This is a genomic window from Corynebacterium sp. HMSC11E11, assembly GCF_001807025.1.
Classification (GTDB): domain Bacteria; phylum Actinomycetota; class Actinomycetes; order Mycobacteriales; family Mycobacteriaceae; genus Corynebacterium; species Corynebacterium freneyi.
Genome location: NZ_KV787169.1, coordinates 1 through 21,475, shown reverse-complemented (window position 1 = coordinate 21,475; position 21,475 = coordinate 1). Strand labels below are relative to the sequence as shown.

Below are 21,475 nucleotides of genomic sequence, written 5' to 3'. Positions count from 1 at the left end.
CCAAACCACGGTGGCTTCCGGGAAGAGGGCCGCTACACCTCCACGCGGCCGTCGGGAAGCTCACCCGGGTACGGGGCCCGCAGAACCTCCTGCTGCAGCTCGATGAGCTCGCGCAGACCCTTGCCCGCGACGTCGAGCATCGCATCGAGCTCGTCGCGGTCGAAGGTGGCGGCCTCGCCGGTGCCCTGGATCTCCACGTACTTGCCCTCGGCGGTCATCACCACGTTGAGGTCGACGTCGGCGCGGGAGTCCTCCTCGTACGGCAGGTCCAGGCACACCCGGCCGTCGATGACGCCGACCGACACCGCGGCGACCGGCGCCTTCAGCGGCGCACCCGGCACCGCACCGGCGGCGTGGAGGTACGTCAGGGCATCGGCCAAGGCGACGTAGGCGCCGGTGATCGCGGCGGTGCGGGTGCCGCCGTCGGCCTGCAGCACGTCGCAGTCGATGTTGATGGTGTTCTCGCCGAGCTGGCTCAGGTCCACCGCGGCACGCAGGGCACGGCCGACCAGGCGGGAAATCTCGTGGGTTCGGCCCTTGACCTTCCCGCGCATCGACTCGCGCGGCATGCGCTCGTGGGTGGCGGCCGGCAGCATCGAGTACTCGGCGGTCAGCCAGCCCTCGCCGGAATCGCGCTTGAAGCGGGGCACGGACTGTTCCACGGAGGCGGTGCACATCACGCGGGTGTTGCCGAAGCACACCAGCACCGATCCGGCGGGGTTGTCGGTGAAGCCGCGGGTGATGGAAACCTTGCGCATCTCGTCGCCGGCGCGACCGTCGGCGCGGGTGAAATCAGAAGTCATGGCACCAACGGTACCGGCCTACGGTTCGATGACCATCCCGGGGCGCGCGAGTTCCACCGGCCCGTCGAATTCGGCGCGGGCGGCGGCCAGCGCGGCGTCGGGGTCGCCGTAGGGCGGGATGTGGGTGAGCACGAGCGTGCCCGCCCCCGCCAGCGTCGCGGCTCGGCCGGCTTCGGCGCCGGACATGTGCATGTCGGCGGGCGCGTCGTCGCCGTCGCCGCACCAGGTCGCCTCGCAGATGAACACGTCGGCGTCGCGGGCCAGGTCGATGACCGCGTCGGTCCAGCCGGTGTCGCCGGTGTAGGCGACGACGCCGTTGGGGCCGGTGATGCGGAAGCCCCACGCCTCGATGGGGTGGAGCATCGGGTACGCCTCGACGGTCAGGCCGGCGAGTTCGAAGGGGACGCGCTCGGCGATGGTGCGGAAGTCGAAGGTGTCGCTGAGGTCGTCGAAGCCGTCGCCGGTGTCGGCCGACGCGTGGCCGAGGCGGTCGTGGGAGTCGGCGGGGCCCCACAGCAGGTTGCGGTGGGCGGACGGTTTGGTCGGGTGGAAGCGGCGCCACACGAGCAGCCCGGGGATGTCCAGGCAGTGGTCGGCGTGCAGGTGCGACAGCACGATGTCCAGCTCGGCGGGGTCGCGGTATTTCTGCAGTTCCCCGAGCACGCCGGGCCCGAAGTCCATGACGAACGCCCCATCGTCGGATTCGACGAGAAATCCGGAGGCTGCCGCATCGGGGCCGCACATGCTGCCCGTGCATCCCAGAACCGTCACTTTCATAACCCCACAATGCCACGTCGACCGGGCATCGGGCATGTCGGGCGGCCGTCGCATGGCTTTCAGTGCCCGATGTGGGGGTTGACGTCGGTGATGGCGGGCCCGAGGAAGCGGGTGGCGAGCTTCTGGAACATCTCGGGGTCGCCGGTGGATTCGAAGACGCGGGTGGGCGGCGGGTCGGTGGCGGGGTCGGCGAGCAGGTCGAGCGTGGTCAGGGTCCGCAGCACGTCCTTGGCGGTTTCTTCGGCGGAGGAGACGAGGGTGACGTCGTCGCCCATGGCCAGCTGCACGATGCCGGACAGCAGGGGGTAGTGGGTGCAGCCGAGGACGAGGGTGTCGACGCCGTCGGCCTGCAGGGGCGCCAGGTAGCCCTCGGCCAGCCCGAGGATCTGCCTCCCGGAGGTGATGCCGCGTTCGACGAAGTCGACGAATCGGGGGCAGTCGGTGGCGGAGACCTCGACGCCGGGCACGGCGTCGAAGAGGTCCTGGTAGGCGCGGGAGCGGATGGTGGCGGTGGTGCCGATGACGCCGACGCGGCCGTTGCGGGTGGCGGAGACCGCGCGGCGCACTGCGGGCAGGATCACTTCGATGACGGGGATGGGGTATCGCTCGCGGGCGTCGCGGAGGAAGGCGGCGGAGGCGGTGTTGCAGGCGATGACGATCATCTTGCAGCCGCGTTCGACTAGGTCGTCGGCGATGGCTTCGGAGTGCCGTCGCACGTCGGCGATGCGCAGGGGGCCGTAGGGGCCGTTGGCGGTGTCGCCGACGTAGATCATGGATTCGTGGGGCAGCTGGTCGACGATGGCGCGTGCGACGGTCAGTCCGCCGACGCCGGAGTCGAAGACGCCGATCGGCGCGGTGCGGTCGACTTCGAGTTGGCCGTCGTCCATGTCGTTGCCCTCCCCCGGTGCCCGGGTCGTGGTGGTTGTTTCCGTAGCGGTCGCGGTTGGCGTCGCGGTCGCGGTTTCTTCGGCGTGTTCGTGCTTTGCGACGCTCATCGGGTCGCCCTTCCGCGCTTGAGTTTGGCGGCTGCGATGATGCCGCCGATGGCGCCGAAGAGGTGCATTTGCCAGCTCACGCCGACTTCGGTGGGCAGCACTCCCCACAGCAGGCCGGAGTAGCCGAAACCGAGGATCATGCCCAGCAGGATCTGGCCCGGCGAACGGTTGTAGAAGCCGCGGACGATGAGGAACGCCAGCCATCCGTAGACCAGCCCGGATGCGCCGATGTGTGCGGTGCCGACGCCGCCGATGAACCACGTGGCCACGCCGGACACCACCATGACGATGGCCGTGACCTGCCACCACAGCCGTTTCGACGTGAACGCGATGAGCGCGGCGAACAGCGCGGCCGGCACGGAGTTGGCCATGAGGTGCTGCAGGTCGTGGTGGAGGAACGGCGCGAAGAGGATGCCCCACAACCCGTGGGTGTCCAGGGGCCGCAGCCCGAGCAGGTCGTTGAGGCCGCCGCGGAAGAAGATCTCGTTGACGAAGAACGTCACCCACGTCACGACGGTGAACGCGATGCCCGTTCCCAGCGCCGGGCCGAGACCGCCGTCGGACGTCTTCGGCGCCACCGCACCGGGATGGCGCCTAACGGGTGCGGAGGCGGGCCGCGGTTCCCATGATCCGGGCTGCATGGTCACTGGGGTCGGGTCCTCTCGGGTCGGTCGTCGGAGCCATCGGAAGCACCGGAGGCACCGGAGACACCGATGAGGTCGCCGAACGACGGCACTCCGGCGCGCGACCGCGCGGAAACCACGGCGTCGACGATGGCGTGCTCGACGGCGTCGGCGGCCGCGGCGGCGAGCAGGGCCAGAGTCTCGGGGCCCACGGGCGTCTTCTCCTCCGCCGTGTCGGCCCTGCTGAACGTTCCCGTCGCCAAGCAGAACAGGGTGTCGCCGTCCATGGGCAGGTGGGCGGGGCGGATGGCGCGGGCCATGCCGTCGTGGCCGGCCATCGCCAACCGCTGCGCCTGGTCCTGCGTCAATGCCGCGTCGGTGACGATGCAGCCGATGGTCGTGTTGAGCGACCCGGCCCCGTCGTCGGCGGCCACCGGCACCTTCGTCAGGCCGACGAACTTCTCGCCCAGTGCGGCCAACGCTTCATCCGGGATGGCACCGCGGCCGGGATCCGACCACAGCCGCCCGTCGGGCCCGGCGACCGCGCCCATCGGGTTGGCCACGACGATGGCGGCCACCGTCGCACCATCGGCGAGCGTCACCGACGCCTGGCCGACGCCGCCCTTGAGCGCACCGGCCATCGCCCCCGTGCCCGCGCCGACGCACCCGGACTCGACGCCCGAATCATCGCCGGGCTCGCCGGGGTCACCGGAGTCGCCGTCGGCCAGGGCAGCATCCAGCGCCTTCCTCCCCAACTCCGCATCGGGCACGTCGCGCCGGCCGAGCAGCAGGTCGAAGATGACGGCGGCCGGCACGATGGGCACGCGGACGTCTGGAAACTCGTCGGTGACGGGGAACCCGTGGCCGCGGTCGGCCAGGCCCCTCATCACCCCGTCCGCCGCGGCAAGGCCAAACGCCGACCCGCCCGACAACACCACCGCATGGGCCTGCCGCACCGTGTTGCGCGGCTCCAGCAGATCGGTCTCCCGCGTCCCCGGGCCACCGCCCCGCACGTCCACCGCCGCCACCGCACCCTCCGGGCACGCCACCACCGTCACGCCGGTGTCCGCGGCGGACGCGTGACCGACGGAAACGCCCGGCAGACGCGACGGCGAGGCGGCCGGCCCCGTCGTCAAGCGACCCCCGAACGACGCCGACGCCACGTCGACACCGCCGCCCGTCATTCCCGCATCAACTCCTGCACCAACGACTCCTGGTTGTAGCTGAGCCACTGGTACATCGCGTCGGTCTCCTCCGCCTTGACGATCGGACCGTCATGGCCCTCCAACGTCGCATGCAGGTACAGGCGCAGGCTGTTGATCGCCGCGATCCACTGATTCGCCTGCTCCTCCGTCAACGACACGTGGCCGTTGTCCGCCGGCTCCAACGCCTCGATGATCGACCGCAGATCCGTCAACTTGTCCTTGACGATGTCCGACTCGTGCAGCTGGCGCATCAGCTGGTTCTCGCCCTCCACCGACTCGTCGCCCTCCGCGGCGAAATCCGGCAGCAGCCGCGCCAACCGCGGATCCTCCGGCGCCTCCGCATGCCCCGACGGCATGCCCGTCAGCTCCGACAGCTCATCCTTCGGCGCCGATTGCGCCCGCGCGATCAACGCATCGGCGACGGTGGCGGACAGCTCCCCCAGCAACGCCCGCTCCGCCGGCTCCAGGACCGTGACATACCGGGCGCCGCCTCGCAGCATCCCCCGCTTCCTCTTCCAGGGGCGCATGGGTTCTCTCCTCTAATCAGCTTGCTGCATCGTGGCCCACAGGCCCGCCTTGTGCAGCTTCTTCACGTCCGACTCCACCTTGTCACGCTCACCCGACGACACGACGGCCTTGCCCTCGTTGTGCACCTTCAGCATCAGCTCGTGGGCCTTCTTGCGATCCATGCCGAACAGCATCTGGAACACGTAGGTCACGTAACTCATCGAGTTGACCGGGTCGTCCCACACGATGCACTGCCATGGCCGGTTCGACTCGGTCACGGTCTCGGCGTCGATGACGCCCATCGGGGTGGCGGCTGGCATGGTCATGCGCCCAAGGATAACGACCCCGGCGATCGCGTGCACCGGGCCACCCCGGCCGCGCCGCCGACTAGACTCGGCCAGGTGACGAATCCGACGCCCCACACCACCGACTCGACCGCCCTGCTGACGGACAAGTACGAGCTGACGATGCTCCAGGCGTCGCTTCGCGACGGCACCGCCGACAGACGATGCGCCTTCGAGGTGTTCGGGCGCCGCCTGCCCAACGAGCGCCGCTACGGCGTCGTCGCCGGCACCGCCCGCGTGCTCGACGCCATCTCGCGGTTCCGGTTCACCGAGGACCAGCTGGCCACGCTGGACTTCCTCGACGACGCGACGGTGGATTACCTGCGCAACTTCCGCTTCACCGGCGACATCGACGGCTACCGCGAAGGCGAACTGTACTTCCCGGCCTCCCCGATCCTCACCGTACGCGGCACCTTCGCCGAATGCGTGATCCTGGAGACGGTGATCCTGTCGATCCTCAACTCCGACTCCGCCGTCGCGTCGGCCGCGGCCCGCATGGTCACCGCCGCCGGCGGCCGTCCGATCATCGAGATGGGGTCGCGGCGCACCCACGAAGACGCCGCCGTCACCGCCGCCCGCGCCTCCTACCTGGCCGGATTCACCGCCACGTCGAACCTGGAGGCCGCCGCCCGCTACGGCATCCCGGCGTCGGGCACCTCCGCCCACTCGTGGACGCTGCTGCACACCAACGCCGACGGCACGCCCGACGAGGCGGGCGCCTTCCGCGCCCAGGTGGAGACCCTCGGCCTGGACACCACCCTGCTGGTGGACACCTACGACATCACCGTCGGCGTCGCGACCGCCATCGAGGTCGCCGGCCCGGAGCTCGGCGCCGTGCGCATCGACTCCGGCGACCTGGGTGTGCTGGCCCGACAGGTCCGCCAGCAGCTCGACGGCCTGGGCGCCCACAACACCCAGATCGTCGTGTCCTCCGACCTCGACGAGTTCGCCATCGCCGCGCTGCGCGCCGAACCGGTCGACGTCTACGGCGTCGGCACGTCGGTGGTCACCGGCTCGGGGGCGCCCACGGCGGGTCTGGTCTACAAGCTCGTGGAAGTCGACGGGGTGCCCGTCGCAAAGCGATCCCGCGACAAGCGGAGCCACGGCGGCGCGAAGGCGGCCATCCGCGCCTGCCGCCGGTCCGGCACCGCCGTGGAGGAAATCGCGTACCCGCTGGGCGCCGACGCCCCCGACACCGGCACGCTCGACGCGGTGGAGCTGACCATCCCCATGATGCGCGGCGGCGAGCTGTGCGACGGCCTGCCGACCCTCGAAGAAAGCCGCGACCACCTGGCGCGGGCCCTGATCTCCCTGCCGTGGGAGGGACTGGCGCTGTCGCGCGACGAGCCGGTCATTCACGTGCGTTTCGCCGGTGTCTGATCGCGTCGAGGAACTGCTCGCCCACGCCGTCGCCGCGCTCGGCGGCGCGGAACGCACCGGCCAGGTGGCCATGGCCCGCGCGGTGCACGGGGCGATGGAGTCCGGCCGCCACCTGGCGGTGCAGGCCGGCACCGGCACCGGCAAGTCGCTGGCGTACCTCGTTCCGGCGATCGTGCGGGCGATGGAGGACGACCAGGCGGTCATCGTGTCGACGGCGACCATCGCGCTGCAGCGCCAGCTCGTCGAACGCGATCTGCCGCGGTTGGCCGACGCCCTGGAGCCGCACCTGGATCGGCGGCCGACGTTTTCCATTCTCAAGGGCCGCAACAATTACCTGTGCCGCAACAAGGTGGCGGAGGTCCCGCTCGACCCGGACGACGGCATCGGCGACACGGGGGCGCTCATCGACTCGTCGACGCTGTCGAAGACGGCGGCGCAGGTGCTCATGCTGCGCGAGTGGGCCAACGACACCGAGGACGGCGACCGCGATTCCCTCGACCGGGGCGTGTCCGACATGGCGTGGCGGCAGGTGTCGGTGACTTCCCGCGAGTGCGTGGGGGCGTCGAAGTGCCCGATGGGCGACACGTGTTTCGCGGAGGCCGCCAAGGCCCGCGCCGCCGACGTCGACGTGGTGGTGACCAACCATGCGCTGCTGGCCATCGACGCGCTGTCGGATGGGCTGATCCTGCCGCAGCACGAGTGCGTCGTCGTCGACGAGGCCCATGAGCTCGACGCCCGCATCACGTCCGTGGCCACCGACGAGCTCACCTCCACCGGCGTGACGTTGACCGCCAAGCGCGCGAAGAACGCCGGGGCGGTCGAGGAGGCCGGGGATCTGGAGGATGCGGCGGGCATGCTGCAGGAGGCCCTTGTTTCGCTTGGCGACGACGGGGTCGGCCGGTGGGAGGAGATTCCCCCGGACGTCGGCGTGCCGTTGACCGCCCTGCGGGATGCCCTGTGGCGGGCGCAGACGGCGCTGGCCACGAGTCAGGAGGGCGACGCCACCGAGCGGCAAACCGTCCGCGCGGCATTGGAGAACATGCATGATGCGGCGGTGCGGATCCTGGCCCTCGACGACGCCGACGTGGTGTGGCTGACCGACCGGCGGGCGCTGTGCGTGGCGCCGTTGACGGTATCGGATCTGCTGCGCGATCGGTTGTTCGGCGAGAACACCGTGGTGCTGACGTCGGCGACGTTGGCGTTGGGCGGCAAGTTCGATGCGATGGCCGCGGCGTGGGGGCTGCCCCGGGGCGAGTGGGACGGCATGGACGTGGGCACGCCGTTCGACCCGGCGAAGTCCGGCATCCTCTACGTCGCCCGCCACCTGCCCAAGCCGGGGCGCGACGGCACCGACCCGAAGGTGATGGACGAGTTGGCGTCGCTGATCACCGCCGCCGGCGGGCGCACCCTCGGCCTGTTTTCGTCACGGCGCGGGGCGGAGGCGGCGGCCGAGGAGATGCGTCGGCGTCTGCCCTTCGAGGTGCTGTGCCAGGGCGACGACGCGATCGGCAACCTGGTGGAGCAGTTCACCGCCAGCGAGAACTCGTGTCTGTTCGGCACCCTGTCGCTGTGGCAGGGCGTCGACGTCCCCGGCCCGTCGCTGTCGCTGGTGGTCATCGACCGCATCCCCTTCCCCCGCCCCGACGATCCCCTGCTGTCGGCGCGGTCGGATGCGGCGAACCGGGCGGGGCGCAGCGGATTCATGGAGGTCTCCGCCACCCACGCCGCGTTGCTCATGGCGCAGGGTGCGGGTCGGCTGCTCCGGTCGGTCGACGACCGCGGCGTCGTCGCCGTGCTCGATCCCCGGCTGGCCACCCAGCGCTACGGTTCCTGGATCGCCGCGTCGATGCCGCCGTTCTGGCGGACCACCGACGGCGCCGTCGCCCGCAGCGCCCTGGAACGGCTGGTGGCGCAGAGGTACGGGGGCTAGGTTCGGTAACGCCCGCCGGTGACCGCCACCGTCGCCGCTCCGGGGGCGATTTCGGTGAATCCGGCGTCTCGGACCACGACGGCCACGTCTTCGCCGGCCGGCAGCTGCGCCCGCGGCACCTCGCGGACGCGCAGCGGGAATCCGGCGCGGGCCCATTCCCACGCGGCCCCGACGTCCATGACGCCGGCCAGCAGCATCGACCCGTGCCCGACCTGCGCCGCGGCCTTGCCCACGGTCATCCCCAGGTCCGCGTCGACCCAAATGGTCGGCACCCCGTCGTCCCCGGCTTCCCGGGCGGGGCTGCCCGGCTTCGGCAGATCCGTGCCGCCGATCTGGAGCTTTGCGACGACCGCGTCCTCGCCTCCCACCGGCCCCGGCGTCAACGCCCGCGCCGACGCACCGCCAACCGACGCCGTGACACCCGGCAGATCCTGCACGCGATCCCACTGGACGTTGCGGGCGCGGCGGGCGATCTTGCGGATCCTCGCGCCGTACCACTGCCCCAGCGCGCGGGCGAACGTCGAATCGGCGTCGCCGGCACGCTCATCCAGACAACACGCCACGACCGCAGTCGCCGCGGCCTCCAACAGCTCCGTCCGGTCCGGACGATCCGGCTTCGGAATGTTGAGGATGATCGGCATCGACCACGGCACATCCTCCCCCGGATCCTCCCGCATCGGCCGGGGCAGCGCCCCATGCGCGCGAACGAACCAACCGGGAACGCCGCACGACCCGGTGGCCGGATCGTCGTAAAGCAAACTCACTGCTCGAGCGGAACCCGGCTGAAGATGCCGTCCTCGCGATCGGCGTGATCGATCTCGTCGCGGGAAATGCCGAGAATGAACAGCACCTCATCCAGGAACGGAGTGTTCACCGACGTATCGGCGACCTCCTTCAGCGCCGGCTTGGCGTTGAACGCGATGCCCAGGCCCGCCACCGACAACATGTCGATGTCGTTGGCCCCGTCGCCCACCGCGACCGTCTGGTGCATCTTCAGCCCCGACTCCTCCGCGAAACGGCGCAGACTCCGGGCCTTTTCCTCCCGGTCGATGACGTCACCGATCACGCGACCCGTGAGCTTCCCGTCGACGATCTCCAGCGTATTGGCCCGGTAGAAGTCCAGCCCCAGCTCCTTCGCCAACGGCTCCAGGATCTGAATGAACCCGCCCGACACCGCACCGGCCTTGTAGCCCAGGCGCTTGAGCGTGCGGATCGTCGTGCGCGCACCCGGCGTCAACACGATCGAGTCCGACACCTCCTGCAACACCGACTCCGGCAACCCCTCCAACGCCTTGACTCGCTCATGCAGCGACTCGGCGAAATCCAGCTCGCCGCGCATCGCCCGCTCCGTCACCGCCGCGACCTCCGCCTCACGGCCGGCGTGCGCCGCCAACATCTCGATGACTTCGCCCGTGATGAGCGTCGAATCCACGTCGAAGCAAATCAGCCGTTTCGAACGACGCTGCAGGCCGTCGCGCTCGATGGCGATGTCGATGTTCTGGGTCAACGCCAACTCCGCCAGCGCCTTGCGCACCGGCACGCCGGCACCCGGCTTCGGATCCGGCAACGACACCTTCAACTCCAGGCCCGTCACCGGGTAATCCGCGATGCCGCGGATCGAGTCGATGTTCGCGCCGTAATCCGCCAGGGTCTGGCCGATGCGGGCGATATCCGTCGCATCGAGCGGATTGCCCAACACGACCACCGCATGCGACGACGCGTGGCGAGTCGACTCCGCCCCCTCCGACGACACCTCCACGGTCATGCCGTGACCCTTCAGCGTCTCGGTCAGGCCGGCCGCCATCACGTCCAGACGGTCCTCCTTCACGCCGACGAGCGCACCGAGCGACAGCCGCGACCGGAACAGCGACTGCTCCACGTCGAGCAACTGGGCGCCGTGCGCGGCCAACACCCGGAAAAAGGAAGCGGAGACGCCGGGACGGTCCGGGCCGGTGGCGGTGACCACCGCGGGGACGAGCCCCTCCGGCAGGGTCACCGTCTCCAGCGACGGGTCGACGGCATCGGGGGCTGCGGGGACATCAACCTTGTTCTGCACCCCGCGATTATCCCATGACGGCGTCGCCGCCTCGACTCCGGGGCCGGTGAAAGGGGGTTTTCGGGTACGACGAAGGCCCCCGCCGGGAGGAACCAGCGGGGGCCTTTCTTCGTGCCGCGTAGTCTAGTGCAGCTTGATCACCTTAGAGCTGACGGCCGACGTGAGCCTCGGCACGCATGCGCTCGACCATGTGCGGGTAGTGCAGCTCGAACGCGGGGCGCTCGGAGCGGATGCGCGGCATGGAGGTGAAGTTGTGGCGCGGCGGCGGGCAGGAGGTGGCCCACTCGAGGGAGTTGCCGTAGCCCCACGGGTCGTCGACGGTGACGACCTCGCCGTAACGCCAGGACTTGAAGACGTTCCAGATGAACGGCAGGACCGAGACGCCCAGGATGGCGGCGCCGACCGTGGAGATCATGTTCAGCGTGGTGAAGCCGTCCGACTCCAGGTAGTCCGCGTAGCGGCGGGGCATGCCCTCGTTGCCCAGCCAGTGCTGGACCAAGAAGGTCAGGTTGAAGCCGACGAAGGTCAGCCAGAAGTGGATGTGGCCCAGCTTCTCGTCCAGCATGCGGCCGGTCATCTTCGGGAACCAGAAGTACACGCCCGAGTAGGAGGCGAACACCAGGGTGCCGAACAGGGTGTAGTGGAAGTGCGCCACCACGAAGTAGGTGTCCGAGATGTGGAAGTCCAGCGGCGGGGAGGCCAGCATGATGCCGGTCAGACCACCGAACAGGAAGGTCACGATGAAGCCGAGGGCGAAGGTCATCGGGGTCTCGAAGGTCATGTGACCGCGCCACATGGTGCCCAGCCAGTTGAAGAACTTCACGCCGGTCGGAACCGAAATCAGGAACGTCATGAACGAGAAGAACGGCAGCAGGACCGCGCCGGTCACGAACATGTGGTGCGCCCAGACGGCCATGGACAGGCCGGCGATGGACAGGGTGGCGAAGACCATGCCCGAGTAGCCGAACAGCGGCTTACGGGAGAACACCGGGATGACCTCGGTGATGATACCGACGAACGGCAGCAGCAGAACGTAGACCTCGGGGTGGCCGAAGAACCAGAACAGGTGCTGCCACATGATGGCGCCGCCGTTGGCCGGGTCGTAGATGTTGCCGCCCAGCTTGCGGTCGTACATGACGCCGAGGGCGGCGGCGGTCAGGATCGGGAAGATCAGCAGGGCCAGGATCGAGGTCACCAGGATGTTCCAGGTGAAGATCGGCATGCGGAACATGGTCATGCCCGGCGCACGGAGGCACAGGACGGTGGTGGTCATGTTGATGGCGGAGGCGATGGTGCCCACGCCGCCGACGCCGACGCCGACGATCCACAGGTCAGAGCCGACGCCCGGGGAGTGGATGGAGTCCGACAGCGGGGAGTACATGGTCCAACCGAAGTCGGCCGCACCGCCCGGGGTCAGGAAGCCCGACAGCATCAGGATGCCGCCGATGGTGGTCAGCCAGAAGCCGAAGGCGTTCAGACGCGGGAAGGCCACGTCCGGCGCGCCGATCTGCAGCGGCAGGATGTAGTTGGCGAAGCCCCAGACGATCGGGGTACCGAACAGCAGCAGCATCACCGTGCCGTGCATGGTGAAGAGCTGGTTGAACTGCTCATTGGACAGGAACTGAAGGCCCGGCTGGAACAGCTCGGCGCGGATGAGCAGAGCCATGAGACCGCCCACGAAGAAGAAGGAGAAGCTCATGATGATGTACATGATGCCCAGCTTCTTGTGGTCGGTCGTGGTCAGCATCTCCCACGCCCAGCTGCCCTTACGCTCGTGCCCGAACGGCTCAGGCCGTTCTGCCGGGGCCACTTCGTGGCCGGGGCGAGGCGCTACTGCAGTCATTCTTCCTCCTGACTACGCGACTTCCCCATGGACTCACAGGGTCGTCAAAGATTTGTTGCTGCCTAGATGTTAGAGGAGGTGGACACGATTACGCGAGTCCACCTCGCGGTACCTGGCCGAGTCTAACCCCGACCTGTGAAAATGTTAAGGCCCGTCATGGGGAGGGGGGTATGACCCCCGTCTTATCCGGGACGCGGAAAATTCTGAGAATTCTCTTAAGCAGCGGCGATGCGTCGAAAAGATGTGATTCCACCGCCGCCGGCCCCCGGCTCCCCCGCACCACCCCCGACCAAAGTTCCCGGTGAGAGACGGTTCGCGCCGTTTGCGGAAGGCGCCGGCGACGACGATCCCGGCGCCCCATCGGAACGCCGGGATCGTCGTCACGCACGAGCCGAAAACACCGGAACTAGAAGTCCCAGTCCTCGTCCTCGGTGCTCTCCGCCTTGCCCATCACGTAGGACGAGCCGGAGCCCGAGAAGAAGTCGTGGTTCTCGTCGGCGTTGGGGCTCAGCGCCGACAGGATCGCCGGAGACACCTTGCACTCGTCGGCCGGGAAAATGCCCTCGTAGCCCAGATTGTTCAGCGCCTTGTTGGCGTTGTAGCGCAGGAACCGCTTGACGTCCTCGGTCCAGCCGAGCTCGTCGTACATGTCCTCCGTGTACTGGATCTCGTTGTCGTACAGATCCAGCAGCAGATCGAAGGTGTAGTCCTTCAGCTCCTCGCGCCGTTCCTCGGACAGACGCTCCAGGTTCTTCTGGTACTTGTACCCGATGTAGTAGCCGTGGACGGCCTCGTCGCGGATGATCAACCGGATGATGTCGGCCGTGTTCGTCAGCTTCGCATGCGCCGACCAGTACATGGGCAGGTAGAAGCCCGAGTAGAAGAGGAAGGACTCCAGGATCACGGAGGCCACCTTCTTCTTCTGCGGATCATCGCCCTCGTAGTAGTCGAGGATGATCTTCGCCTTGCGCTGCAGGTGCTCGTTCTCCTCCGCCCACCGGAAGGCGTCGTTGATCTCCGGCGTCGACGCCAGCGTCTGGAAGATCGACGAGTAGGACTTCGCGTGCACCGACTCCATGAACGCGATGTTGGTGTACACCGCCTCCTCGTGCGCCGTCAGCGCATCCGGCAGCAGCGACACCGCACCCACGGTGCCCTGGATGGTGTCCAGCATGGTCAGGCCGGTGAACACGCGCATGGTCGTGCGCTGCTCCAGCTCGTTGAGCGTGTTCCAGCTCTTGATGTCGTTGGACAGCGGCACCTTCTCCGGAAGCCAGAAGTTTCCGGTCAGCCGATCCCAGACCTCGAGGTCCTTGTCATCCGGGATGGTGTTCCAGTCGATCGCGGCCACCGGGCATTCCCGGGCCTCGAGGTTCTTCTCGCGGTGCGCCGGCGTCGACGGCGGGCAATCGGAACGATTCACGGTCATGTAATTCCTCCTGGTTCTCCCGGCAGTCTAGCCGCGAGATTCGATATGGGCGAACCGGTCACGGTCCGTAAAACCCCCTGGTCAGAATGCACGCGCCCGTCGTCGGCACGCCCCCCTCCCCGGGCACCCGGCGACGCCGAAAGCGGGCGCCCGGAAACCCCGGATGCCCGCCGGCGGCGGCGCGGCGCGACTACAGCATGCAGCTCACGCAGCCCTGAACCTCGGTGCCCTCGAGGGCCACCTGGCGCAGGCGGATGTAGTAGATGGTCTTGATGCCCTTGCGCCACGCGTAGATCTGCGCACGGTTGATGTCGCGCGTGGTGGCGGTGTCCTTGAAGAACAGCGTCAACGACAGGCCCTGGTCGACGTGCTGGGTCGCCGCGGCGTAGGTGTCGATGATCTTCTCGTAGCCGACCTCGTAGGCGTCCTGGAAGTACTCCAGGTTGTCGTTGTCCATGTGCGGCGCCGGGTAGTAGACGCGGCCGATCTTGCCTTCCTTGCGGATCTCGATCTTCGACGCGATCGGGTGGATCGACGACGTCGAGTTGTTGATGTAGGAGATCGACCCCGTCGGCGGCACCGCCTGCAGGTTGCGGTTGAACAGACCGTGCTCCTGGATGGAGGCCTTCAGCTCGCGCCAATCGTCCTGCGTCGGGATGCTGATCTCCGACTCGTCGAAAAGCTCCTGCACGCGGGCCGTCGCCGGCTTCCACTCGGCGTCGATGTACTTGTCGAAGAACTCGCCGGTGGCGTACTTCGAATCCTCGAAACCGCCGAACTTCACGCCGCGCTCGATGGCGATCTTGTTCGACGCCTTCAGCGCCTCGAACAGCACGCAGTAGAAGTAGATGTTCGTGAAGTCGATGCCCTCCTCGGACCCGTAGTGGATCCGCTCGCGGCCGAGGTAGCCGTGCAGGTTCATCTGGCCCAGGCCGATGGCGTGCGACTTCTCGTTGCCCTTGCGGATCGACGGCACCGAGTCGATGGACGTCTGCTCCGACACGGCGGTCAGACCGCGGATGGCGGTCTCGACGGTCGCCGAGAAGTCCGGCGAGTCCATGGCCATGGCGATGTTCATCGAGCCGAGGTTGCAGGAGATGTCCTCGCCGACCTCGTCGTAGGACAGGTCCTCGTGGTACGTCGACGGGGTGGACACCTGCAGGATCTCGGAGCACAGGTTCGAGTGGGTGATGCGGCCGGCGATGGGGTTCGCGGCGTTGACCGTGTCCTCGAACATGATGTACGGGTAGCCGGACTCGAACTGGATCTCGGCCAGCGTCTGGAAGAACGCGCGGGCGTTGAGCTTGGTCTTGCGGATCCGGGGGTCCTCGACCATGTCGTCGTAGTTTTCGGAGATGTTCACGTCGGCGAACGCCCTGCCGTAGACGCGCTCGACGTCGTACGGGCTGAACAGGTACATGTCGTCGTTGCGCTTGGCCAGCTCGAAGGTGATGTCCGGGATGACCACGCCGAGCGACAGCGACTTGATGCGGATCTTCTCGTCGGCGTTCTCGCGCTTGGTGTCGAGGAAACGCATGATGTCCGGGTGGTGCGCGTGCAGGTAGACGGCGCCGGCGCCCTGGCGGGCACCCAGCTGGTTGGCGTAGGAGAACGAGTCCTCCAGCAGCTTCATCACGGGGATGACGCCGGACGACTGGTTCTCGATGTGCTTGATCGGCGCGCCCTGCTCGCGCAGGTTGCTCAGCAGCAGCGCCACGCCGCCGCCGCGTTTGGACAGCTGCAGCGAGGAGTTGATGGCGCGGCCGATGGACTCCATGTTGTCCTCGATGCGCAGCAGGAAGCAGCTCACCGGCTCGCCGCGCTGGGCCTTGCCGGAGTTGAGGAACGTCGGAGTCGCCGGCTGGAAGCGGCCGGTGATGATCTCGTCGACGAGGTTGCGGGCGAGGTCGAGGTCGCCGGCGGCCAGGGTGAGGGCCACCATGCAGACGCGGTCTTCGTAGCGCTCGAGGTAGCGCTTTCCGTCGAAGGTCTTCAGGGTGTACGAGGTGTAGTACTTGTAGGCGCCCAGGAAGGTCTTGAAGCGGAACTTGTGGGCGTAGGCCTGCTTGAACAGGGCCTTGACGTCCTCGAACTCGTACTTGTCCAGCACGACCGGGTCGTAGTACTTGTTCTCGACCAGGTAGTCCAGCTTCTCCTTCAGGTTGTGGAAGAAGACCGTGTTCTGGTTGACGTGCTGCAGGAAGTACTGGCGCGCGGCGTCGCGGTCCTTGTCGAACTGGATCTTGCCGTCGTCGTCGTACAGGTTGAGCAGGGCGTTGAGAGCGTGGAAATCCAGCTCGTCCTTGCCGATCGGCTCCGCCACGGTCTTCCCCATTTCAGCCACTGTGTTAGCTCCCTTTTCCTTGTCCGGGCTCGCGCCGACGCTTTGTTCGCGTCCGGCGGTGCTTGCGTGTGCGTGTGCTTTGCGACGAACCGCGTGGTCGTCGTCCCTGAAGTTCTTGTCGGCAGCCTCCCCGCCGCTTTTCTTTCCCCTCCTCTATATATGGGGAACGCGGCGGGTGCATGGTCCGGCGTCGGTCAGGAGGCCGCGCGATGCTGGAAAAAGTCCGCCAGCCCGGATCGTACGATTCTCACGTCTTCGTCGGTGCCCATCAGCTCGAACCGGTAGACGTAGGGCACCTTGCATTTCTCGGCGACGATTTCGCCGGCCAGTCCGTAGTCGATGCCGAAGTTGGTGTTTCCGGCCGAGATCACTCCCCTGATGAACGAGCGGTTGTGCTCGTTGTTGAGGAACCGGATCACCTGCGGCGGAACCGGCCGGGATTTGTCGCCCGTCAGGGTCGACCCGCCGCCGTAGGTGGGGACGATGAGGACGTAGGGTTCGTCGACCAGCAGCTCCGGTTCACTGCGGTGAATGGGGATCCGTGCGTTCGGGATGCCCAGCTTCTGCACGAACTTGTGCGTGTTGCCCGTGGCCGACGAGAAATAGACGATGAACAACGGCTTACGCCACCCTTCAACGAAAGGCCGTGGCCTTCCCGCGTCACCGAAGCGGCGGTGACGGAGAATTCCACGGATGGAATGGGACCCGCGGTCTTACGCGGCCTGGAGGGCCCTGATGCGGTCGGGGCGGAAGCCCGACCAAGTCTCGGAACCCGTGTCGACGACCGGGGCCTGAAGGTGTCCGAGCGCCATGACGTAGTCGCGGGCGTCGTCGTCGAGGGTGATGTCCACGACGTCGTAGGAGATGCCGGCCTTGTCCAGGGCACGGGTGGTGGCGCGGCACTGCACGCAGGCGGGCTTGCTGTAGACGGTGACCATGTCTCGCACGTTCCTTCAGTCAGTTCGAGGAGTTCGGGACCGGTGAGACCTTCGGCCGCTCCGGTCGGCGCCCTGTGCGGCGCAACACCAGAAACACTACACTTGGGGTCGCCAAAAGGCCAGCGATACTACATATAGTAGTTACAAGCGAGGAATTCCCAGGACGTGAATTTCCCCGCCACTACATGTGGGGCGAGATCGCCTCACAACCTTGTGATTTAGTGGTCACACCCCTGAAATTCCCCGAAAATCGCCGAAAAGCAACTATCGGCGCCCCACGGCAACGGCTATCAACCGACCTCGCGAACACCCCGCAGACGAACCCGGAAGCACCCCCCGGCGAAGCCCGAACGAAGCCGGGAAAAGAAAACCGCGCCGCACGGATCGACGATCCATGCGGCGCGGCGACAAGCCTGCGGCTCTTAGCCCTGGCGGGCCTTGAAGCGCGGCTCCTTCTTGTTGATCACGTAGACCTTGCCACGACGGCGCACGACCTGGGCGCCCGGCTTGTTCTTCAGCGACCGAAGGGACTTGCGGACCTTCATTCGGGCGCTCCTTTCTTCTCGGCTCCTGAGGGCGGTGGCGGGCCGCGCCACGCCTGCGTTAACGCGGCGGAAGATGCGACAACCCGGTGACGCCGATCAACGGCGCCACGACACGAACGGCCATGTTACCCAACGTCCCCCGCAACCACAAAACTCCCCCGCCGGGTCCGCGACTCACCCGCGTCGCCCGGATCCGGCGGCGCGCAGCTCGGCGCCGACCTCCGCCAGGGAACGGCCGGTGGTTTCCGGCACCGTCTTCCACGTGAACGCCAACGCCATCGCGCCGGTGACCGCGAAGAAAAGGAACGACCACGACCCTCCCCACGCCTCGACCATGGGCAGGAAGGACTGGGCGACGAACCAGTTCGCGGCCCACAGCGCCAGGCCCGCCAACCCCATGCCCGCACCCCGGACTTCCGCCGGGACGATCTCGGATATGAGCAGCCACGTGGCCACCGACACCGCCGCCTGCTGGAACGCGATGAACACGGTCATCAGGCCAAGAGCCGCCATGGCACCGCCCCGCGAATCCGACGCCATCGCATAGACCGGGGCCAGCGCCGTCAACGACGCCGCGCAGCCGGTCAGGCCGATGATGAGCATCCTCCGCCGGCCAACGCGGTCGATGATGCCCATGCCCACCGCACAGGCGATGACCGACACCGTGCCGATGAGGATCGACGTGTACACCGAGTTCTCCGCCGACAGGCCGACCTTGTTCATCATGGTCGGGGCGAAGTACATGATCGCGTTGGCGCCCGTGACCTGCTGCGTGACGCCGATGAACATCGCGATGATCACCGCCCGGCGAATCCACGGCACCCTCAGCGCCGCCCGCTCCGCCGCCCGCTGCTCCTCGCTCATCGACCCCTCCGCGATCTCGACGTCGGAAAGCTCCGCCCGAGGGCCGTGCATGTCGCGCAAAACCTCCAGCGCACGATCACGCTTGTCGCGGCGCAACAGGTAGGCCGGGGTATCCGGCAACAGCAGCATGCCGACGAGCAGCACCACCGCCGGCACCGCCCCCAGACCCAGCATCCACCGCCACGACCCCGACTCCGCCAACGCCGAATTGGTGAGAAACGCGACGAGCTGACCGATGACGATCATCAGCGAATTGAGGCTGACCAGCCGGCCGCGGATGTGCGGCGGCGACATCTCGGAGATGTACATGGGCACCACGATCGACACCCCGCCGATGCACACGCCCAGCAGCGTGCGCGCCGCACCCAGCTCGAACGCCGACCCCGCCGCCGCGCACCACAGGCTGCCGACGATGAAACCGACCGCACCGATGAGCACCGTCGCCCGACGGCCGATCGCGTCGGCGACCCGACCGCCGGTGAAGGCGCCGAGGGCCGCGCCGACCAACAGCATCGCGGTGACCGTCGACTCCTGCGCCGCCGTCAACTCGAAGGAACGCTGAATGAACAGCAGCGCCCCGGAAATGACGCCGGTGTCGTAGCCGAAGAGAAGGCCGCCGAGGGCCGCGATCACCGCGACGGCGATGGCCCGGCCGGAGCCGTGGGAAATTCGTGCATCGTTCACGTCGGCAATCATGCCACCCCACGTGCGCCGACGATGCGCCGACGTGCCCGTGGACGCCGACGTACCCTGGGGCCATGAACACCCCGAAGGACGGCCTCCGCGAACGCATCATCGCCGAATTGCACGTCTCCCCCGACATCGACCCCGCCGCCGAAGTCGAGGCGCGCGTGAACTTCCTGGTCGACTACCTCGCCGCCACCGGCGCCCGCGGATACGTCCTCGGCATCTCCGGCGGGCAGGATTCGACCCTGGCCGGCAAACTCGCCCAGATGGCGGTGGAGCGGGTGCGCGCCGAATCCGGCGACGCCGACGCCGATGACACGGCCGACGCCGATGAAGGGCCGGGCCCGGTGTTCATCGCGGTGCGGCTGCCCCACGGCGTCCAGTCCGACGAAGACGACGCCCAGACGGCGCTGCGTTTCATCGACCCCGACGAGTCGCTGACCGTGGACATCGAACCGGCGACCGCCGCGATGAACGCCGCGGTGTCGGAGTCGCTGCACATCCGCGGTCTCGGCGACTTCAACAAGGGCAACGTCAAGGCACGGCAGCGCATGATCGCCCAGTACGCCATCGCCGGCGAGCGCGGCCTGTTGGTGGTGGGCACCGATCATGCGGCGGAATCGGTCACCGGTTTCTACACCAAGCATGGCGATGGCGGCGTGGACCTCGTGCCGTTGGAGGGGCTGACCAAGGGCCAGGGAGCGCGACTGCTCGAACATCTCGGCGCCCCGGAGTCGACGTGGACGAAGGTGCCCACCGCCGACCTGGAAGAAGACCGTCCCTCGCTTCCCGACGAAGAAGCGCTGGGCGTCACCTACGCCGCCATCGACGCCTACCTCGAGGGCCGCGACGTCTCCGACGCGGATGCGGCGCGCATCGAGCACCTGTGGCGCATCAGCCGCCACAAGAGGGCCGTCCCCCCGGGGCCCTCGCAGACCTGGTGGCGCCGCTAGCTCTCCGGCGCGAACGCGTCGGCGCCGGCGGCCCACACCGGGTCGGCCGTGTGGCCGGAATCCTGGACCAATTCCGCGGTGACGAGGCCATGGGCGAAGGCCCACAGCGCCAGGCCGCGGGCCTCGTCGCCCGTGACCAGGGTGAAGGGCTCGCGGATCCAGCGGTCCAATTCGGTCGGCTCGACCATGTTCACCACGCGGGTGCGGCTGATCAGGCGGTAGCCGTGCGGATCCGCCGACGCAGCCCGGCGGTAGGCCTTCAGCAGCGACCGGGGGCACGGGTCCTCGGCCACGGCGGCATGCAGCGCCCCGCCGAGGTTGCGGAGGGTCTCGTCGAGAAGCAGTCGGTACAGCTCGTCCTTGCCGGTGATGTGCTTGTACAGCGACGGGGCCTTCACGTCGAGCCGTGCCGCGAGACGGCGCATGCTGACGTTGCGCCAGCCGGACTCGCGCAGCATCGTCCGCGCCTCGTCCAGGATGTGCTGGACGCGCGGAGAATGCTGGCCAGGAGCGGCGATGGTGCTCTCGTGCTCGCGTGCCTCGGACATGGGAGCATCACCCTCCGGACTGTTTATGATGCTGATCACAAATCGGAGGGTAGCCCCGAAAACGGCCATGCGGGCCGATTTCGGCGAAACCGGCCCGGCGACCGAGACGCTAGTAGCGCTCGGGCTCGTCGCCCAGGTGGAACTTGCGGCCGGAGATGTCCTTCGGCGTGACCACCACGTAGTTGTACTTCAGGGTCGGCAGCCACGGCTTCAGCGGCAGCTCGTCGGCCTTGGCGATCTCGTCGTTCGACTGCAGCGCGCGAGCGGAGCCCTTCACGATGACGGACCAGGCCTCCTCCGCCCCGGTGTCGACATGGTCGGCCTCGAACAGCACGTCGTCGTTCAGGGTGAGGGAGAACAGCTTCGACCCCTCCGCGGTGCGGAAGTAGATGTTGCCCTCGTGGACGACGTAGTTCAGCGGGAACAGGTCCATGTCGTCCTTGCGACGGACGACCAGACGGCCGAAGGTCTTGGTCGCCAGCAGCTCGAGGGACTCCTCGTCGGACAGCTTCCGGATCACGTCATTGTTTTCGCTCATGACGCCCATTGTTCCACCAACCGGACTTTCCCGCAGATCCACCCCCGAACACCGTTGCGCTGCGGATCCGCCCACGGAAAAACCCCGCAAGCGGGGGCCCGGGTTCCCGCCCCCGGGAAAACGCACATGAAAAAGGCGGGGCCGCATCCGTTGATCCCGGATGCGG

General features: G+C 67.9%; 21 protein-coding genes. 3 read left to right on the top strand and 18 right to left on the bottom strand.

What is annotated here, in order from left to right; all coding sequences use genetic code 11:
* Positions 1–32: 32 nt before the first annotated feature.
* The 7 genes from rph to clpS all read right to left on the bottom strand — a co-directional run bounded on the left by rph (position 33) and on the right by clpS (position 5,236).
* A complete protein-coding gene (gene rph / locus HMPREF3121_RS10905; protein ID WP_035120174.1) occupies positions 33–803 on the bottom strand; it encodes a ribonuclease PH in 771 nt (256 codons plus the stop codon).
* Positions 804–821: 18 nt separating this feature from the next.
* Complete coding sequence (locus HMPREF3121_RS10900) at positions 822–1,547, bottom strand: MBL fold metallo-hydrolase (RefSeq protein WP_317986458.1); 726 nt, start codon at positions 1,545–1,547, stop codon at positions 822–824.
* A gap of 92 nt (positions 1,548–1,639) precedes the next feature.
* Positions 1,640–2,467, bottom strand: coding sequence for a glutamate racemase (gene murI / locus HMPREF3121_RS10895; RefSeq protein ID WP_070523401.1), 828 nt, complete (start codon positions 2,465–2,467; stop codon positions 1,640–1,642).
* A 104-nt stretch (positions 2,468–2,571) separates the two neighbouring features.
* On the bottom strand, positions 2,572–3,153 hold the full coding sequence (locus HMPREF3121_RS10890) for a rhomboid family intramembrane serine protease (RefSeq protein WP_224371420.1): 582 nt from the start codon (positions 3,151–3,153) through the stop codon (positions 2,572–2,574).
* A 65-nt stretch (positions 3,154–3,218) separates the two neighbouring features.
* On the bottom strand, positions 3,219–4,382 hold the full coding sequence (locus HMPREF3121_RS10885) for a P1 family peptidase (RefSeq protein WP_070523375.1): 1,164 nt from the start codon (positions 4,380–4,382) through the stop codon (positions 3,219–3,221).
* A complete protein-coding gene (locus HMPREF3121_RS10880) occupies positions 4,379–4,930 on the bottom strand; it encodes a DUF2017 domain-containing protein (RefSeq protein WP_035120170.1) in 552 nt (183 codons plus the stop codon). Before HMPREF3121_RS10880 ends, HMPREF3121_RS10885 begins: the two co-directional genes overlap by 4 nt.
* Before the next feature lie 12 nt (positions 4,931–4,942).
* Entirely contained in the window at positions 4,943–5,236 is a 294-nt protein-coding gene (gene clpS, locus HMPREF3121_RS10875) for an ATP-dependent Clp protease adapter ClpS (RefSeq protein ID WP_035120168.1), read from the bottom strand.
* Between the two features lie 75 nt (positions 5,237–5,311).
* On the opposite strand from clpS, the gene HMPREF3121_RS10870 reads away from it, so the two are divergent.
* Both HMPREF3121_RS10870 and HMPREF3121_RS10865 read left to right on the top strand, forming a co-directional pair.
* A complete protein-coding gene (locus HMPREF3121_RS10870) occupies positions 5,312–6,634 on the top strand; it encodes a nicotinate phosphoribosyltransferase (RefSeq protein ID WP_070523372.1) in 1,323 nt (440 codons plus the stop codon).
* Positions 6,627–8,564: an ATP-dependent DNA helicase gene (locus HMPREF3121_RS10865; RefSeq protein WP_070523369.1), complete on the top strand. Its 1,938-nt coding sequence runs from the start codon at positions 6,627–6,629 to the stop codon at positions 8,562–8,564. The genes HMPREF3121_RS10870 and HMPREF3121_RS10865 overlap by 8 nt, the downstream gene beginning before the upstream one ends.
* On the opposite strand, the gene HMPREF3121_RS10860 is transcribed toward HMPREF3121_RS10865, so the two are convergent.
* From HMPREF3121_RS10860 to HMPREF3121_RS10820, 9 genes are all read right to left on the bottom strand, one after another.
* Entirely contained in the window at positions 8,561–9,328 is a 768-nt protein-coding gene (locus HMPREF3121_RS10860) for a peptidyl-tRNA hydrolase (protein ID WP_246816136.1), read from the bottom strand. The two genes, HMPREF3121_RS10865 and HMPREF3121_RS10860, sit on opposite strands and share 4 nt — an antisense overlap.
* Positions 9,325–10,620 (bottom strand): phosphoserine phosphatase SerB, encoded by a 1,296-nt coding sequence (gene serB, locus HMPREF3121_RS10855; protein ID WP_070523363.1) that lies wholly within the window; start codon positions 10,618–10,620, stop codon positions 9,325–9,327. Before serB ends, HMPREF3121_RS10860 begins: the two co-directional genes overlap by 4 nt.
* 142 nt (positions 10,621–10,762) lie before the next feature.
* The gene (gene ctaD / locus HMPREF3121_RS10850) at positions 10,763–12,463 is read right to left on the bottom strand and encodes an aa3-type cytochrome oxidase subunit I (RefSeq protein ID WP_070523361.1); all 1,701 of its coding nucleotides are present in this window, start codon (positions 12,461–12,463) and stop codon (positions 10,763–10,765) included.
* A gap of 406 nt (positions 12,464–12,869) precedes the next feature.
* Positions 12,870–13,892 carry a class 1b ribonucleoside-diphosphate reductase subunit beta gene (gene nrdF / locus HMPREF3121_RS10845; RefSeq protein WP_070523360.1) on the bottom strand — a complete coding sequence of 341 codons (1,023 nt, stop codon included), beginning with the start codon at positions 13,890–13,892 and terminating at the stop codon, positions 12,870–12,872.
* A gap of 190 nt (positions 13,893–14,082) precedes the next feature.
* Positions 14,083–16,227, bottom strand: coding sequence for a class 1b ribonucleoside-diphosphate reductase subunit alpha (nrdE, locus tag HMPREF3121_RS10840; RefSeq protein ID WP_070523358.1), 2,145 nt, complete (start codon positions 16,225–16,227; stop codon positions 14,083–14,085).
* Positions 16,228–16,430: 203 nt separating this feature from the next.
* The gene (nrdI, locus tag HMPREF3121_RS10835) at positions 16,431–16,853 is read right to left on the bottom strand and encodes a class Ib ribonucleoside-diphosphate reductase assembly flavoprotein NrdI (protein ID WP_070523355.1); all 423 of its coding nucleotides are present in this window, start codon (positions 16,851–16,853) and stop codon (positions 16,431–16,433) included.
* A gap of 96 nt (positions 16,854–16,949) precedes the next feature.
* Positions 16,950–17,174 carry a glutaredoxin-like protein NrdH gene (gene nrdH, locus HMPREF3121_RS10830; protein ID WP_035120137.1) on the bottom strand — a complete coding sequence of 75 codons (225 nt, stop codon included), beginning with the start codon at positions 17,172–17,174 and terminating at the stop codon, positions 16,950–16,952.
* 422 nt (positions 17,175–17,596) lie between these two features.
* Positions 17,597–17,719, bottom strand: a complete 123-nt coding sequence (gene ykgO / locus HMPREF3121_RS10825; protein ID WP_005511141.1) for a type B 50S ribosomal protein L36 — start codon at positions 17,717–17,719, stop codon at positions 17,597–17,599.
* A 174-nt stretch (positions 17,720–17,893) separates the two neighbouring features.
* On the bottom strand, positions 17,894–19,279 hold the full coding sequence (locus HMPREF3121_RS10820) for a sugar porter family MFS transporter (RefSeq protein ID WP_070523352.1): 1,386 nt from the start codon (positions 19,277–19,279) through the stop codon (positions 17,894–17,896).
* A 62-nt stretch (positions 19,280–19,341) separates the two neighbouring features.
* Here HMPREF3121_RS10820 and nadE point away from each other — a divergent pair, with 62 nt between their 5' ends.
* Entirely contained in the window at positions 19,342–20,223 is an 882-nt protein-coding gene (gene nadE, locus HMPREF3121_RS10815; protein WP_070523349.1) for an ammonia-dependent NAD(+) synthetase, read from the top strand.
* On the opposite strand, the gene HMPREF3121_RS10810 is transcribed toward nadE, so the two are convergent.
* Together HMPREF3121_RS10810 and HMPREF3121_RS10805 are read right to left on the bottom strand one after the other, a co-directional pair.
* Entirely contained in the window at positions 20,220–20,771 is a 552-nt protein-coding gene (locus tag HMPREF3121_RS10810; protein ID WP_070523346.1) for a TetR/AcrR family transcriptional regulator, read from the bottom strand. The genes nadE and HMPREF3121_RS10810 overlap by 4 nt on opposite strands.
* Before the next feature lie 109 nt (positions 20,772–20,880).
* Positions 20,881–21,309: a pyridoxamine 5'-phosphate oxidase family protein gene (locus HMPREF3121_RS10805; protein ID WP_070523394.1), complete on the bottom strand. Its 429-nt coding sequence runs from the start codon at positions 21,307–21,309 to the stop codon at positions 20,881–20,883.
* Between the last annotated feature and the right edge of the window lie 166 nt (positions 21,310–21,475).

Bases quoted from the DNA above. Each gene is read 5' to 3' on its own strand.
- HMPREF3121_RS10820 (WP_070523352.1), bottom strand. From the start codon at position 19,279: ATGATTGCCGACGTGAACGATGCACGAATTTCCCACGGCTCCGGCCGG.
- HMPREF3121_RS10880 (WP_035120170.1), bottom strand. From the start codon at position 4,930: ATGCGCCCCTGGAAGAGGAAGCGGGGGATGCTGCGAGGCGGCGCCCGG.
- ykgO (WP_005511141.1), bottom strand. From the start codon at position 17,719: ATGAAGGTCCGCAAGTCCCTTCGGTCGCTGAAGAACAAGCCGGGCGCC.
- murI (WP_070523401.1), bottom strand. From the start codon at position 2,467: ATGGACGACGGCCAACTCGAAGTCGACCGCACCGCGCCGATCGGCGTC.
- nrdF (WP_070523360.1), bottom strand. From the start codon at position 13,892: ATGACCGTGAATCGTTCCGATTGCCCGCCGTCGACGCCGGCGCACCGC.
- nadE (WP_070523349.1), top strand. From the start codon at position 19,342: ATGAACACCCCGAAGGACGGCCTCCGCGAACGCATCATCGCCGAATTG.
- HMPREF3121_RS10805 (WP_070523394.1), bottom strand. From the start codon at position 21,309: ATGAGCGAAAACAATGACGTGATCCGGAAGCTGTCCGACGAGGAGTCC.
- HMPREF3121_RS10810 (WP_070523346.1), bottom strand. From the start codon at position 20,771: ATGTCCGAGGCACGCGAGCACGAGAGCACCATCGCCGCTCCTGGCCAG.
- nrdE (WP_070523358.1), bottom strand. From the start codon at position 16,227: ATGGGGAAGACCGTGGCGGAGCCGATCGGCAAGGACGAGCTGGATTTC.
- HMPREF3121_RS10900 (WP_317986458.1), bottom strand. From the start codon at position 1,547: ATGTGCGGCCCCGATGCGGCAGCCTCCGGATTTCTCGTCGAATCCGAC.
- nrdH (WP_035120137.1), bottom strand. From the start codon at position 17,174: ATGGTCACCGTCTACAGCAAGCCCGCCTGCGTGCAGTGCCGCGCCACC.
- ctaD (WP_070523361.1), bottom strand. From the start codon at position 12,463: ATGACTGCAGTAGCGCCTCGCCCCGGCCACGAAGTGGCCCCGGCAGAA.
- HMPREF3121_RS10885 (WP_070523375.1), bottom strand. From the start codon at position 4,382: ATGACGGGCGGCGGTGTCGACGTGGCGTCGGCGTCGTTCGGGGGTCGC.
- clpS (WP_035120168.1), bottom strand. From the start codon at position 5,236: ATGACCATGCCAGCCGCCACCCCGATGGGCGTCATCGACGCCGAGACC.
- rph (WP_035120174.1), bottom strand. From the start codon at position 803: ATGACTTCTGATTTCACCCGCGCCGACGGTCGCGCCGGCGACGAGATG.